At 72.0% G+C, this 13,717-nt stretch carries 11 protein-coding genes; 6 read left to right on the top strand and 5 right to left on the bottom strand.

Translation table 11 applies throughout. The annotated features are described in order from the left end of the window. Nucleotides 1-9 precede the first annotated feature (9 nt). Nucleotides 10-1,425 carry an acyltransferase family protein gene (locus tag ACFO6V_RS18495; RefSeq protein ID WP_377137764.1) on the top strand — a complete coding sequence of 472 codons (1,416 nt, stop codon included), beginning with the start codon at nt 10-12 and terminating at the stop codon, nt 1,423-1,425. A 22-nt stretch (nt 1,426-1,447) separates the two neighbouring features. Here ACFO6V_RS18495 and ACFO6V_RS18490 read toward each other — a convergent pair whose 3' ends face one another. The 3 genes from ACFO6V_RS18490 to ACFO6V_RS18480 form a co-directional block, all read right to left on the bottom strand. After that, the gene (locus ACFO6V_RS18490; RefSeq protein ID WP_377137762.1) at nt 1,448-3,730 is read right to left on the bottom strand and encodes an FtsX-like permease family protein; all 2,283 of its coding nucleotides are present in this window, start codon (nt 3,728-3,730) and stop codon (nt 1,448-1,450) included. Then, nucleotides 3,727-4,410: an ABC transporter ATP-binding protein gene (locus tag ACFO6V_RS18485; RefSeq protein ID WP_377137760.1), complete on the bottom strand. Its 684-nt coding sequence runs from the start codon at nt 4,408-4,410 to the stop codon at nt 3,727-3,729. The genes ACFO6V_RS18490 and ACFO6V_RS18485 overlap by 4 nt, the downstream gene beginning before the upstream one ends. Before the next feature lie 80 nt (nt 4,411-4,490). Beyond that, nucleotides 4,491-5,012 carry a PadR family transcriptional regulator gene (locus tag ACFO6V_RS18480; RefSeq protein ID WP_377137758.1) on the bottom strand — a complete coding sequence of 174 codons (522 nt, stop codon included), beginning with the start codon at nt 5,010-5,012 and terminating at the stop codon, nt 4,491-4,493. A gap of 192 nt (nt 5,013-5,204) precedes the next feature. Between ACFO6V_RS18480 and ACFO6V_RS18475 the strand changes: the two genes are divergently transcribed. The 5 genes from ACFO6V_RS18475 to ACFO6V_RS18455 all read left to right on the top strand — a co-directional run bounded on the left by ACFO6V_RS18475 (nt 5,205) and on the right by ACFO6V_RS18455 (nt 12,374). Then, the gene (locus ACFO6V_RS18475; RefSeq protein WP_377137756.1) at nt 5,205-6,797 is read left to right on the top strand and encodes a peptide chain release factor 3; all 1,593 of its coding nucleotides are present in this window, start codon (nt 5,205-5,207) and stop codon (nt 6,795-6,797) included. Nucleotides 6,798-6,858: 61 nt separating this feature from the next. Continuing rightward, nucleotides 6,859-8,061, top strand: coding sequence for an AI-2E family transporter (locus ACFO6V_RS18470; RefSeq protein WP_377137754.1), 1,203 nt, complete (start codon nt 6,859-6,861; stop codon nt 8,059-8,061). A gap of 91 nt (nt 8,062-8,152) precedes the next feature. After that, a complete protein-coding gene (locus ACFO6V_RS18465; RefSeq protein ID WP_377137752.1) occupies nt 8,153-9,712 on the top strand; it encodes a SulP family inorganic anion transporter in 1,560 nt (519 codons plus the stop codon). A gap of 132 nt (nt 9,713-9,844) precedes the next feature. Continuing rightward, entirely contained in the window at nt 9,845-11,530 is a 1,686-nt protein-coding gene (locus ACFO6V_RS18460) for a ribonuclease J (protein ID WP_377137750.1), read from the top strand. Between the two features lie 115 nt (nt 11,531-11,645). Further along, nucleotides 11,646-12,374, top strand: a complete 729-nt coding sequence (locus ACFO6V_RS18455; RefSeq protein WP_377137748.1) for an SDR family oxidoreductase — start codon at nt 11,646-11,648, stop codon at nt 12,372-12,374. Nucleotides 12,375-12,408: 34 nt separating this feature from the next. On the opposite strand, the gene ACFO6V_RS18450 is transcribed toward ACFO6V_RS18455, so the two are convergent. After that, entirely contained in the window at nt 12,409-13,017 is a 609-nt protein-coding gene (locus ACFO6V_RS18450; RefSeq protein ID WP_377137746.1) for a class I SAM-dependent methyltransferase, read from the bottom strand. A gap of 64 nt (nt 13,018-13,081) precedes the next feature. After that, nucleotides 13,082-13,675 (bottom strand): TetR/AcrR family transcriptional regulator, encoded by a 594-nt coding sequence (locus ACFO6V_RS18445; protein WP_377137744.1) that lies wholly within the window; start codon nt 13,673-13,675, stop codon nt 13,082-13,084. Nucleotides 13,676-13,717 lie beyond the last annotated feature (42 nt).

Raw genomic sequence — 13,717 nt, 5'->3', positions numbered from 1 at the left:
ATCCAGGGTGTGCATGGACGTGCACCCGCCGAGGTGGTGACGGTGGTGATCCAGGACCTCGTGGCGCGGACGCCCTCGTCACGTCGGCGTGAACTGGACCTGCTGCGCGCCGCCGCGATCTCTGCCGTAGTCCTCGGGCACTGGCTGATCGTGACCGTCGAGCGCACGAGCGACGGGCAGCTCACCGGATTCAGCGCCCTGCCCGCGCTGCCGGAGGCGCATGCGCTGACCTGGCTGTTCCAGGTCATGCCCGTGTTCTTCCTCGTCGGGGGCGCAGCCAACGCCATCTCCTGGACCAACAGGCGTACCCGTGGCGGGACGGCCACGAGCTGGCTGCTCGACCGCAGCGCCCGGCTGTTCCCGCCGGTCACCGTGTTCCTGCTCGTCGTGGCGGGGTGTGCGGCCGTGGCCCGGCTGCTCGGCGTCCCGCTCGACGCCGTCGCACAGGCCGTCGCGCTCGTGGTCCTCCCGCTGTGGTTCCTCGTCGTCTACCTCGCCGTGACCGCGCTGACGCCCCTGACCCACCGGCTCCACGAACGCCACGGGCTCGGCGTGCCGGCCGTGCTGGTGGCCGGCGTCGCGGTCGGCGACGTGCTGCGCCTCGCGACGGGCAACGAGCTCGCCGCGGCCGCCAGCTTCGCCTTCGGCTGGATCGCCATCCACCAGGTCGGCTACGCCTGGCACGACGGCACCCTGCGGCTCGGGACCCGGCAAGCCGTCACGCTCGTCGTCGTCGGCTTGGGCACCCTCCTGCTCCTCACCGGGCCAGGGCCCTACCCGGTGAGCATGGTGACCGTGTCGGGAGCCGCGATCCAGAACTCGTCGCCGCCGAGCCTCGCGCTCCTGGCCCTCGCGGCCACCCAGCTCGGCCTGGTCGCTCTCGTGGCGCGGCGGTCGAGACGGTGGCTCGCCCGACCCCGCCCCTGGACCCTTGTCGTTGCCGTCAACACCGTCGTCGTCACCGTGTACCTGTGGCACCTGGTCGCCGCGCTCGTCGGGGCCTACGCCCTCGATACGCTCGGGCTCCTGCCGCCGAGCGACCCGGGCACCGTCGAGTGGTGGCTCGGACGCGTGCCGTGGCTCGTGGCGCTCGCGGCCATCCTGGCGGTGCTCGTGGTCCTGCTCGTTCCGGTCGAGACCCGTGCCGCGGCCCGGCGGTCGCCCGCGGGTGCCGTCGACGGCCGGCGGGCGCGGGCAGCGGCCGGCCTCGCGGCGTCGCTCGCCCGGACGGGGCCGGTCGTCGGCGCGTACGCGGCAGCGGTCGCCGGACTGCTGTGGCTCACGGTCGCGGGGGACACGGGCGGCCTGCGCGGCCCTCTCGCGATCCCCGCCGGGGCGCTCGTCCTCGTCCTCGGGAGCGCCGTGGTGCTCCGGTTCGGGCGCGCCGGTGCGCCGCTGAGGTCCGCTCCGGAGCCGTCGAGGTAAATCCCGCCACGACCATGGAGGGCTACTCGTTGCGGAGGTTGCCCGGGCGGGTCAGGCGCCACAGCAGCGGCAGACCGGCGGCAGTCGTCAGGAGCACCACGAGCGCGGCCGCCCCGGACGTCACCCCCACGCCCACCCAGTCGAACGTGAGCGGGGCGTCGACCGCCGTCTGCAGCGCCAGGGCCAGGCCCGAGCCGGTCGCCACGGCCAGGGTCAGCCCGAGCAGGACGGGGATGGCCACCTGGAAGAGCACGGAACCGCCGAGCGTCCGACGCCGCGTGCCGAACGCGACCAGCACCGCGAGCAGCCGGCGCCGTTCCCGGAGCTGCTCGACGACGTTGACCAGCATGCTCGCCCCGATCAGCACGAGCAGCGCCACCGTCCCGACCAGCAGCGACTGCCGCACGCCGCCCAGGACGGATGCGATGCGCTCCTGCTCGATGGACGAGGCGTACGCGGCCGGGTCCACCTGCGCGGCCGCCGTGCGCAGGTGGTCCAGGGCGTCCGGTACGGCGGGATCGAGCGCGACGTACGCGGTCACCGACTCCGGATCGAGCCCGATCCCCGCCAGGGCTCCGGGCGTCACCAGGATCCGCGCGGGCAGCCCGCCCATCGCGTTGACGCCGCCGTCCGGCGGGTCCACCACCTCGGCCGACGCCGGGAGCGTCCACCGCGCGTCGTCGCTCCCCTCGGGACCGACCAGGTAGGTGCTGCCGGTTGCCGGGGCGGAAGCACCCTCCGGGAGGACGACGAACACGTCGCCGTCGGCGCACGCGCTGAGCCGGGCCTCCTGGGCCAGCACCTCGCACGTGCCGGACTCGACGAGCATCTCGTCGTCGCCGGCGGGTTCGGTCTGTGCCCACGTCGAGGTCAGCTCCCCGACCGCCGTCACGCCCTCGGCCCCGGCCAGCGCACTGGTCCAGGTCCCGGCGGAACGTCCGTCCGGCTCGATGTCCAACACCGCGGCCTGGAACGTGCTGGTGTCGGCCTGCGAGTCGGCACTGAGCGTCCCGATCGCCCCGACCAGCCCCTGTATCGCGATCAGGCCTGCGACCGAGACGGCGATCCCCGAGACCGCACGCACCGCCGTCCCGCTGTCCAGCTGCAGGCGCCGCACCGCGAGCTCCCACGCGACGCTGCCCCCGCTCAGCCGGTGCACGGTCGCCTCGACCAGCCAGGGCAGCAGCAACGCGACGCCCGCCAGCACGAGGACCAGCCCGGCCACGACCATCACCTGGCTGCCCAGCGAGCCGTCGAGCCCGCCGAGCAACGGCGTCAGCAGCGCGACGCCCGCGACCGGGAAGACCAGCCGCCACCAGAACCGCCGTCGGCGCTCGCCGCTGCGCCGGACCACACCCAGCGGCTCGACCAGCACCTGCTTGAGCGCGGAGAGCGTGACCAGCACCGTCGTCACCGGGACGAGCACCACGGTCAGGGCCGCGAGCACCGGCACGGGACGCAGGTCCTCCGGGTAGAAGCTCATGCTCGCCGGCACGGCGTAGCCCGCCAGCTGCGCGATCGCGAGGAACAGCAGGGTGCCGACGGCCAGCCCGCCCGCGGCGCCCGCGAGCGTCTCTCCGGCGGCGATCCGGCGGGTCATGCCGACGTCGGCCCCGACGAGCCGCAGCGCCGCGAGCCGGCGGTCCCGGCTCTCGCTGCCGAACCGCACCGCCGTGCTGACGAAGATGGCGACCGGGAGCAGCAGCACGACCATGCCCACCAGGACGAGGAGCAGCAGCGTGGGGTCCAGGGACTCGTCGAGCGACTCGGCCCCGCCGAACGACTGGATGCGGGTGGCCGTCGCTACGGTCAGCTGGTCGGTGCCCAGGTAGAACCTCAGCTCCTCGGGGCCGGTCAGGCCCTCGTCGCCGATGGTGCCGACCACCCGGTCGCCCCACCGGCCCTGCAGCGCCGCACCGTCGGCGGAGGCGAGCAGGGCGGCGAGGGCGGGGGAGACCACGAGGTCGCCCGGCGCGAGCTGTTCGGTCACACCCGGGGGGAGCGGGGCGTCGTCGTGCTCCGGCTGGACCATCAGCCCGACGACGGGGTCCTCGCGATACGCCGACCGGACCTCCTGGACAAGGGCCGACGGCGAACCGAGGCTCAGCTCCTGATCCGCGTTCACCGAGCGGGCCCCGTCGCGCGCGTCGCGGGCGTCGAGCACCGTGGGGATGCTGGCGGCGATCAGCAGCATCGTCACCCCGAGCCCCACGCCGACGGCGATCAGGGCCAGCCGGACCCAGCCCGACCGCCCGCCGCCGACGCTGAGCCGGATGCCGAGGGCGAGGTCGTCCAACCGCCTCATCGGACGTACTCCCGTGCCCGCACCCGGCCGTCGCGCACGACGGCCTCGTGATCGGAGTACGCGGCGACACGCGCCTCGTGCGTCACCAGCACGACAGCGGCCCCCGTCTCCTTGGCCGCCGCGACGAAGAGCTGCATGACCCGCTCGCCGTTCAGGGAGTCGAGGGCGCCCGTCGGCTCGTCGGCGAAGACGACCTTTGGCCGGGTCACGAGGGCGCGAGCGACTGCTACCCGCTGCCCCTGCCCGCCAGAGGCCTGCCCGGGACGCTTGTCCGCGACGTCCGACACCTCGAGGCGCTCCAGCCAGGCCTTCGCGCTGCTCAGGGCCGCGCGCCGGGGCGCGCCGCCCAGCCGCAGCGGCAGGGCCACGTTCTCCAGGCACGTGAGCTCGGGCACGAGCTGGCCGAACTGGAACACGAACCCGAACTCGCCGCGCCGCAGGGCGCTGCGCTCGTCGTCGTGCATGGCGGTGAGGTCGCGTCCGGCGTAGGTCACGCGGCCGGAGTCCGGGTGCAGGATGCCGGCCAGGCAGTGCAGCAGGGTGGACTTGCCCGACCCGGACGGGCCCATGAGTGCCAGCACCTCGCCGGCGTGCACCTCGACCGATGCGGAGTCCAGTGCGGTGGTGGAGCCGAAGCTGAGCTGCAGGTTCTCGGCGGTGAGCAGTGGTTCGGTGGGCATGTGGGCTCCAGGGTGTGGTCTCGACAGGCTCGACCCGCGGGGACAGGTCGGCCCGCGGTACGGGCGGGTGCGGCCGCTTGTTACGCGCGGACCTGCGCGGCGAGCTGCTGCAGGCGCGCGGCGGTGAGCTCGAGCCAGCGCAGGTCGGCCTCGAGGTGGAACAGCGCGTGGTCGCAGATGAGCTGGTCGGCCAGATCGCCGCCGTCCCTGCGCCGCGTGAGCTCCCGCATGAGGCCCAGGTGCGCCGAACGCTGCGTGTCGAGCACGTCCTCGGCGTCGTGACCCGTGAGCAGGGCGAGCACGACCTTCGTGTAGAGCGTGCTCTGCAGGTAGGGCTCGGGCTTCTCGGGCTTGGCGAGCCAGGCGGCGACGTCGGACACACCCGCGTCCGTGATCGCGTACTTCTTGCGTTCCGGGCCCGCGCCGGGCTCCGACTCGACCTCGACGAGGCCGTTCTTCAGCAGCCTGGCGAGCGTCGAGTAGACCTGGCCGTACGCGAGCTGCCGGTCGTGGCCGAAGCGTTCGTCGTAGGAGCGCTTGAGGTCGTACCCGTGGCGCGCCCCACCCTCGAGCAACCCGAGCAACGCATGTCCGATACTCATGGCGGCAACTATACACACCATGTATACACGGTAAGAAGTCTCCGTTGAGTGCTGGCTATTTGCGCTCCTGAGAGGGTTTGGGGCGCAAATATCCAGCACTCAACGGGGGGCCGGGTGGGGCGGGTAGAGTTGGGCGCTGTTCAGCATCAGACAGGTGTGGTTGTTGCAGCACGTACAGATCGGTGAGTCTCGGTGACCGTCCTTACTTCTGAAACCCGTCCGGTACAGGTCGAGGCGGCCCGACGGCGCAGCATCGCCGTGATCTCGCACCCCGACGCGGGTAAGTCGACGCTGACCGAGGCGCTGGCGCTGCACGCGCACGCCATCGAGGAGGCCGGGGCCGTCCACGGCAAGGGCAACCGCGCCGGCGTCGTCTCCGACTGGCTGGAGATGGAGCAGAAGCGCGGGATCTCGATCACCTCCGCCGCGCTCCAGTTCGCCTACGGCGACGTCGTGATCAACCTGCTGGACACGCCCGGCCACGCCGACTTCTCCGAGGACACCTACCGGGTCCTGACCGCCGTCGACGCCGCCGTCATGCTGCTCGACTCGGCGAAGGGCCTGGAGCCGCAGACGCTCAAGCTGTTCGAAGTCTGCCGACGCCGGGGCGTGCCGGTCATCACGTTCGTCAACAAGTGGGACCGTCCCGGCCGCGAGGCGCTCGAGCTGTGCGACGAGCTCGAGGAGCGCATCAATCTTCGCCCGACGCCGCTCACCTGGCCGATCGGCGAGGCCGGCCGGTTCCTCGGGCTGGTCGACCGCGCCAGCGGCGAGGTCCGCACCTACCGCCGCGCCCCGGGCGGCGCGTCGATCGCCGAGGAGAGCGTGCTCACCCCGCAGGCCGCCGCCGAGGCCCTCGGCGACGACCACACCGAGGCCGTCGAGAGCGTGCAGCTCCTGGAGCCCGTCGACCGCGAGTCCTTCCTCGCGGGCACGACGACGCCGATGCTGTTCGGCGCGGCGCTCGCCAACATCGGCGTCCGCCAGCTGCTCGACGCCGTCGTCGATCTCGCCCCCGCACCGGGCGCCCGCCCCGACGTCAACGACGGGGAGCGTGCGGTCACCCAGCCGTTCAGCGGGTTCGTGTTCAAGATGCAGGCCGGCATGGACCCGAACCACCGCGACCACGTCGCGTTCATCCGCGTGTGCTCGGGCCGGTTCGAGCGCGGCATGGTCGTCACGCACGAGCGCACGGGCCGGCCGTTCGCCACCAAGTACGCCCTGTCGGTCTTCGGCCGCGAGCGGTCGACGGTCGAGGACGCCTACCCGGGCGACGTCGTTGGCCTGGTCAACGCCAGCACGCTCGCCGTCGGCGACACGGTGTTCGACTCCGCCGGGCCGAAGGTGCGCTTCCCGCCGATGCCGGTGTTCGCCCCGGAGCACTTCGCGGCCGCGCGCGTGGCCGACCCGGGCCGCTCCAAGCAGTTCCGCAAGGGCATCTCCCAGCTGGAGCAGGAGGGCGTCGTCCAGGTCCTCGTCTCGGAGGCGCGCGGCGACGGCAACCCGATCCTGGCGGCCGTCGGCCCGCTGCAGTTCGAGGTCGCGACCTTCCGGATGGAGCACGAGTTCTCCGCGCCGATCCGCATGGAGACGCTCGGGCTCTCGCTCGCCCGCGAGGCCGCGCCGGAACACATCGAGATCATCGCCGGCTACCCGGGCGTCGAGGTGGTGCGGCGCGGCGACGGGACGCCGCTGGTCCTGCTGCGCGACGTCTGGCACGCCCGCGCGTTCGAGCGCGCGCACCCTGACGTGCCGCTCATCCCGCTGGTCGCCAGCGGGGTCTGACGCTCGACACTCCGGCAGGGGAACGCCGGGCCGCGGGGGGAGCGGGGGCTACGGTCTTGGCATGACGTCGCCCAGCTCGTCCGAGACCGGCGCTACCGGTCCTGACGTGCCAACCGGTCCTGACCAGCTCTCGCCGGGCCAGCCTCCGGCGGACCAGCCGGACCAGCCGATCCCGCCGCCCGGGGCGCCCGACTCCCCGCGCCCGCCGCGCTGGCTGCCCCGGGCGCTGTTCCTGGCCGTGGTGACGGTGTTCGTCGCCATCTTCGCGTGGAACGCGATGGGGAAGCTGGAGGGGCTCTTCATCAACGTGCTCATCGCGGTCTTCATCGCGCTGGCCCTCGAACCGGGCACGGTCTGGCTGGTGCGGCAGGGGTGGCGCCGCGGGCTGGCCGCCGCGGTCACGCTGCTCGGGTCGCTCGTCGTGGTGATCGTGCTGATGGCACTGTTCGGCAACCTGTTCGTGCAGCAGCTCGTCGAGCTCGCGCAGTCGGTCCCGCGGCTCTACGAGGGCTTGCAGGGCTTTGTCGTCGAGCGCTTCGGCATCGAGATCCCCGAGTCCGAGAACCTGATCCGGCAGGCGTTCGACCGGTTCGGCGAGGACGTCGCGTCCGGGGCGCTGCTGGTGGGGACGACGGTGGTGGGCGGGCTGCTCGCCACCCTGACGATCCTGCTGGTCTCCTACTACCTGCTCGCGGCCGGGCCGCGCTTCCGTGCGGCCGTGTGCGGCTGGCTGACGCCGGCGCGGCAGCAGGAGATGCTGCACCTGTGGGAGGTCACGCAGGGCAAGGTGTCCGACTACATCGGTTCCCGCGTGGTGCTGGCGGCGGTCTCGACGGTGGTCACCTTCGTGTTCCTCGCGATCCTGCAGACGCCGTACGCGCTACCGCTGGCCGTCTTCGTCGGGGTGGTCTCCCAGTTCGTGCCGACCATCGGCGCCTACCTCGGTGGCGCGCTGCCCACCATGGTGGCGCTCACGGCGCAGGGCTGGCCCCAGGCGCTGGGTGTGCTCGCGTTCGTCATCGGCTACCAGCAGTTCGAGAACCTGTACCTGGCGCCGAAGGTGTCCGCCCGCGCGCTGGAGATGAACGCCGCGGTCAGCCTGCTGGTGGTGCTGGCGTTCGGCGCGGTCTTCGGGGTGCTGGGCGCGTTCCTCGCGCTGCCCGTCGCCGCGACGATCCAGGCGGTCGCGACCACGTACTTCCGGCGGCACGAGCTCGTCGAGTCGCACATGCTGCGGGACCCGGACGGGCTCGGCAAGGCGTGAGTGCCGCCGTCGGCGGATAGGATCAAGTCCGCGCACCTCCGCCTCTGCCAGGAGATAGTCGCCACCTCAGAGCCCGAAGGAACTTTTCTGCGTGTCACTCAGCCCTGCCGACCTACCCGGTTCTGCCCCGGCGCCGACCCCTGTCTCGGGCGCTCCGGAGGCGACCGCCTCGGGTTCGTTCAGGGCCGCGTTCAGCTCGGTCCGGACCCTGCGTACGGAGGTCCTGGCAGGCCTCGTGGTCGCACTGGCCCTCATCCCCGAGGCGATCGCCTTCTCGATCATCGCGGGCGTCGACCCGCGGATCGGCCTGTTCGCGTCGTTCACGATGGCCGTCACCATCTCGTTCCTCGGCGGGCGCCCGGCGATGATCTCGGCGGCGACCGGCGCCATCGCGCTGGTCGTCGCGCCGGTGGTGCGTGAGCACGGGCTCGACTACCTGATCGCCACCGTCCTCCTCGGCGGGGTGATCCAGGTGGTCCTCGGCCTGCTCGGCGTCGCGAAGCTCATGCGGTTCGTCCCCCGGTCGGTGATGGTCGGCTTCGTCAACGCCCTGGCGATCCTCATCTTCCTGTCCCAGGTCACGCACCTGGTCGACGTGCCGTGGGTCGTCTACCCGCTGGTCGCCGCCGGCATCGCGATCATGGTCTTCTTCCCGCGGCTGACCAGGGTGGTTCCCGCGCCGCTGGTCGCGATAGTGCTGCTCACGGCCGCCGTCGTCCTCGCGGGCATCAACGTGCCCACCGTCGGGGACGAGGGTGCGCTGCCCAACTCGCTGCCCAGCCTGCTGTTCCCGGACGTGCCGCTCACCGTGGAGACGCTGCGGATCATCGCGCCCTACGCGCTGGCGATGGCGCTGGTCGGCATCCTGGAGTCGCTGCTGACCGCCAAGCTGGTCGACGACGTCACCGACACCCACTCGAACAAGACCCGCGAGACCCTGGGCCAGGGCGCGGCCAACATCGTCACCGGCTTCTTCGGCGGCATGGGCGGCTGCGCGATGATCGGCCAGACCATGATCAACGTGAAGTCGTCGGGCGCGCGGACCCGGCTCTCGACGTTCCTCGCCGGCGTGTTCCTGCTGATCCTCGTGGTCGGCCTCGGCGACGTCGTGGCGATCATGCCGATGGCGGCGCTCGTGGCCGTGATGATCATGGTCTCGGTGGGCACGTTCGACTGGCACTCGATCCGCCCGGCGACGCTGCGGCGCATGCCCCGGTCCGAGACCACGGTCATGGTGGCGACGGTCGTCGTCACCGTCGTCACGCACAACCTCGCCTACGGCGTGATCGTGGGGGTGCTCGTCGCGATGGTGCTGTTCGCCAACCGAGTCGCGCACTTCACATCGGTCACCCGCCTGGAACCCGTAGCGGGCGGGGCTACCGACGGCCCCCTCGTGTATGCCGTCGAGGGTGAGCTGTTCTTCGCCTCGTCCAACGACCTCGTCTACCAGTTCGACTACGCGGGCGACCCGAAGGACATCGTCATCGACATGACGAACGCCCATATCTGGGACGCCTCGACGGTCGCGTCGCTGGACGCGGTGACCACCAAGTACGAAGCCAGGGGCAAGAGCGTGACGATCGTCGGCATGAACGACGACTCCGCAGCACGGCACCAGCGGCTCGCCGGAAACCTCGGCGCCGGCCACTGACCACAGACCACAGCAGTACCCACAGCGCCGCACCTGCGGCCTGACCCGGTGAGCCCTGGTCCATCCTGGCGGTCGTCCCACGCCGCGAGGACCCCGAGCTCATCGGCAGCTAACCTGTTCCGGAGGGACACCATGCATACCGCACCAAGAGACCTCAGCCGCCCGCCTGTCGCACCGTCGCAGGGCCTGCGCATCACGCCGCTCGGCGGCATCGGCGAGATCGGCCGCAACATGACGGTCTTCGAGCACGCGGGCAAGCTGCTCGTCGTCGACTGCGGGGTCCTCTTCCCCGAGGACACCCAGCCCGGTATCGACGTCATCCTGCCCGACTTCACGAGCCTCGAGAGCCGCCTCGACGACATCGAGGCCATCGTGCTCACCCACGGGCACGAGGACCACATCGGCGGCGTGCCCTACCTGCTCAAGCAGCGGCCGGACATCCCCGTCGTCGGCTCGCAGCTCACGCTCGCGTTCCTGTCCGCCAAGCTCACCGAGCACAACATCAAGCCCGTGCTGGTGCACGTCGAGGCCGGCGGCCGGCACGCGGCCGGCCCGTTCGCGCTCGAGTTCATCGCCGTCAACCACTCGATCCCCGACGGTCTCGCCGTCGTGATCCGGACCGCCGCCGGCGTCGTCCTGCACACCGGTGACTTCCGGATGGACCAGTTCCCGCTCGACGGGCGCCTGACGGACCTGCGCGCCTTCGGCCGCCTGGGCGAGGAGGGGCTCGACCTGCTGCTGGTGGACTCCACCAACGCGGAGATCCCGGGCTTCACCATCTCCGAGACCGAGCTGACCCCCGCGATCGACCAGGTCTTCACGACGACGCCGGGGCGCGTCATCGTCTCCAGCTTCGCCAGCCACGTCCACCGCATCCAGCAGGTCCTGGACGCCTCGGACGCCCGCGGCCGCAAGGTCGCGTTCGTCGGCCGGTCCATGGTGCGCAACATGCGCATCGCGCGTGAGCTCGGCTATCTCACCGTCCCCCGCGGCCTGGTGATCGACTACGCCAAGACCCGCAACCTGCCGCCGAACAAGGTGACGCTCATCTGCACCGGCTCCCAGGGCGAGCCCATGGCGGCCCTGGCCCGGATGGCCAACGAGACCCACGAGGTCCGCATCAGCGACGGCGACACCGTCCTGCTCGCCAGCTCCCTGATCCCGGGCAACGAGAGCGCGATCTACGGCATCATCAACAAGCTCACCGACCTGGGCGCGAACGTCGTGCACAAGGGCAACGCCCGGGTCCACGTCTCCGGGCACGCCAGCGCCGGCGAGCTCGTCTACTGCTACAACATCCTGCGCCCGCGCAACGTCATGCCGGTCCACGGCGAGCCCAAGCACCTGCGCGCCAACGGCGCCCTGGCGGAGCGCACCGGCGTCCCCACGGACAACGTCCTGATCGTCCGTGACGGCGTGGTCGTCGACATGGTCGACGGGGTCGCGCGCATCGTCGGCCAGGTGGAGAACGACCTCGTCTACGTCGACGGTCAGACCGTCGGCCACGTCACCGAGGACACCCTCGCCGACCGGCGCAAGCTCAGCGCGGCAGGCGTCCTGACCGTCCTGGCGTTCCTCCGCTCCGGGACCGCGGAGCTGGCCGAACCCCTCGAGTACCTCCACCGCGGCTCCGTGCACGGCCAGGACAGCCTCGACAACGCCTCGCGCGCCGTCGACAAGGCGCTCGCGGACGCCACGCGGAACAAGACCACCGCCGGCGACCAGCTCGAGGAGATCATCGCGACCACCGTCGCGCGGTCGCTCGCGCGCAGCTCGCGACGGGAACCGGTGGTCATCGCCGTCGTCCTCGACGCGTGACGGCTCGCCCCGGGCGGGGAACGACGTCGGCGACCCGGTGGGTCGCCGACGTCACGCCCGGGGCCGCCGGTCGCACTTGACCCTGACGTCAACGTCAGGTCCTAGCGTTCCGGGCATGGACATCAACAACTCAGTTGCCCTCGTCACCGGAGCCAACCGCGGCCTGGGCCGCGCCTTCGCCCAGCGTCTCCTCGAACGGGGTGCGCGCAAGGTCTACGCCACGGCCCGCCGTCCCGAGACCGTGGACCTCCCCGGCGTGGAGGTGCTGGCCCTCGACGTGACCGACGCCGATTCCGTGCGGGCGGCGGCCGCGGCTGCCCCCGACGTCTCGCTGCTCGTCAACAACGCGGGGATCTCGACGGGCACCGGCCTCGTGACCGGCTCGATGGATGCGGTACGGCTCGAGCTGGAGACCAACACGCTCGGACCCCTTGGCCTGATCAGGGCGCTCGCGCCGACTCTCGCCGCGAACGGCGGGGGCGCGATCGTGAACGTCCTCTCCGCGATGTCGTGGTTCGGGATCGCCGGCGCCAACGCCTACCACCTGAGCAAGGGCGCCGCATGGGCCATGACCAACGGCGTCCGCCTGGAGCTCGCCGAGCAGGGCACCCTCGTGACCGGCGTCCACCTGGGCCTCGCCGACACCGACATGGCGGCAGGCTGGCCCGTGGACAAGCTCGCGCCGTCGGACCTGGTGGATGCCGTGCTCGACGGCGTCGAAGCGGGCTCCGCCGAGGTGCTCGCCGACCAGTGGAGCCGGGACATCAAGGCCCGGCTGCCGCTGACGCCGGAGGAGTTCAACGCCGAGATGGGCCGCGCGCTCTCGGCGCTGTCGGCGGTCTGAGCCGCCCCTGCTCACACGACCGCACTGACCCGTCCTAGCGCGACCGTACGGCGCGCAGGACGGTGTCGTGGACGTGGTGCGTGCCCTCGGGCGGGGCGGCGGTGCGCAGGCGGCTCTCGTCGACCTGGACCGCCCAGCCCTCGCCGAGGAGCCGCGCGATGTCGCCGGGTGCGTAGTAGTCGGCGGGGTCGAAGTCGGGGTGCCGGTACGTGGCCAGGTCGGCCATGTCATGGCTGCCGACGAGCAGGGTGCCGCCGGGCGCCACCACGTCCAGGAGACGGCGGAGCGCTGCGTGGTCCGGCCGGTTCGGGAGCGGGAAGTACTGGAGCGACACCAGGTCGAACGGGCCCGTGGGCGGTGGCGTGGTGGTGAGATCCGCTTGCCGCCACGTCACCTGCTCCGCGAGTCCCGCAGCGGCTGCGGCCGCCGCGCCACGGTCCAGCGCGACCCGGGAGATGTCGACAGCGGTGACCTGCCAGCCGTGCCCGGCGAGCCAGATCGCGTCTGCGCCCTCGCCGCAGCCGACGTCGAGGGCCCGGCCCGGTGCCAGACCTGCGGCCTCCGTGACGAGCACCCCGTTGGGGTTCCCGCTGAAGAGCCGGTCCCGGCTGCTGTACCGCTCGTCCCAGTGCTGCGCGTCCATGTGTCCTCTTTCGCTCGGGCCTGATCGTGCCGGGCCCATCGTGCGAGTTCAGGTCGACATGAAGTCAAGCGGGCAGTACGGGTTCGAGCACGGACGTGACGTACCTGGTGACGGCGGCGGCCGTCGGCGGACCGGGGTTCTGGTCGGCGAACAGGAGATGCCCGCCGCCGACCAGGGACAGGGTGAGCGACTCGATGTCGGAGCCGGCCGCGATGCGGCCCAGCGCGCGTTCATCCGACAGGTAGGCGGAGATCGCGGCGGTGGCCTGGGAGAGGATCGCTGTGCCGCCCCCGGGCACGGCCTGCCGGAGCCGGGCACGCAGCTCGTCCCGGAAGGTGATGAGCGGGATGATCGCGAGCGCGACCGGCCCGAACAGGGTGGTCAGGGCGGTCGCCAGGTTGCCGGCCACCGTGCCGGTACCGACGGACTCGCGCAGCGTGCCTGCCTCCGCCTCGAGCCGCGTCGCCCGGTCGAGGACCAGCTCCGCGAGGAAGCCGTCGAACTCGCCGAAGTGCCGGTGCAGCACCCCCTTGGCGGTACCCGCCTCGTCGGTCACGGCTCGGCTGGTCAGCGCGCCCGGCCCGTCCCGCAGCAGCACTCGCTCCGCGGCGTCGAACAGCTGCTGCCGCGCGTCACGAAGGTGCACCCCGGTCGGCATCCACAGATCCTCTCGCGTAACCGACGTGCTTTGCCAAGTGGG

The sequence above is a fragment of the Promicromonospora alba genome (assembly GCF_042654905.1).
In the GTDB taxonomy this organism is placed as follows: domain Bacteria; phylum Actinomycetota; class Actinomycetes; order Actinomycetales; family Cellulomonadaceae; genus Promicromonospora; species Promicromonospora alba.
The sequence above is the reverse complement of the archived record's forward strand: the minus strand, read 5'-3'. Positions and strand labels throughout refer to the sequence as shown.

Excerpts from the sequence above, each read along its gene's own strand:
- ACFO6V_RS18490 (WP_377137762.1), bottom strand. The coding sequence starts at position 3,730 with ATGAGGCGGTTGGACGACCTCGCCCTCGGCATCCGGCTCAGCGTCGGC.
- ACFO6V_RS18485 (WP_377137760.1), bottom strand. The coding sequence starts at position 4,410 with ATGCCCACCGAACCACTGCTCACCGCCGAGAACCTGCAGCTCAGCTTC.
- ACFO6V_RS18480 (WP_377137758.1), bottom strand. The coding sequence starts at position 5,012 with ATGAGTATCGGACATGCGTTGCTCGGGTTGCTCGAGGGTGGGGCGCGC.
- ACFO6V_RS18470 (WP_377137754.1), top strand. The coding sequence starts at position 6,859 with ATGACGTCGCCCAGCTCGTCCGAGACCGGCGCTACCGGTCCTGACGTG.
- ACFO6V_RS18460 (WP_377137750.1), top strand. The coding sequence starts at position 9,845 with ATGCATACCGCACCAAGAGACCTCAGCCGCCCGCCTGTCGCACCGTCG.
- ACFO6V_RS18455 (WP_377137748.1), top strand. The coding sequence starts at position 11,646 with ATGGACATCAACAACTCAGTTGCCCTCGTCACCGGAGCCAACCGCGGC.
- ACFO6V_RS18450 (WP_377137746.1), bottom strand. The coding sequence starts at position 13,017 with ATGGACGCGCAGCACTGGGACGAGCGGTACAGCAGCCGGGACCGGCTC.
- ACFO6V_RS18445 (WP_377137744.1), bottom strand. The coding sequence starts at position 13,675 with ATGCCGACCGGGGTGCACCTTCGTGACGCGCGGCAGCAGCTGTTCGAC.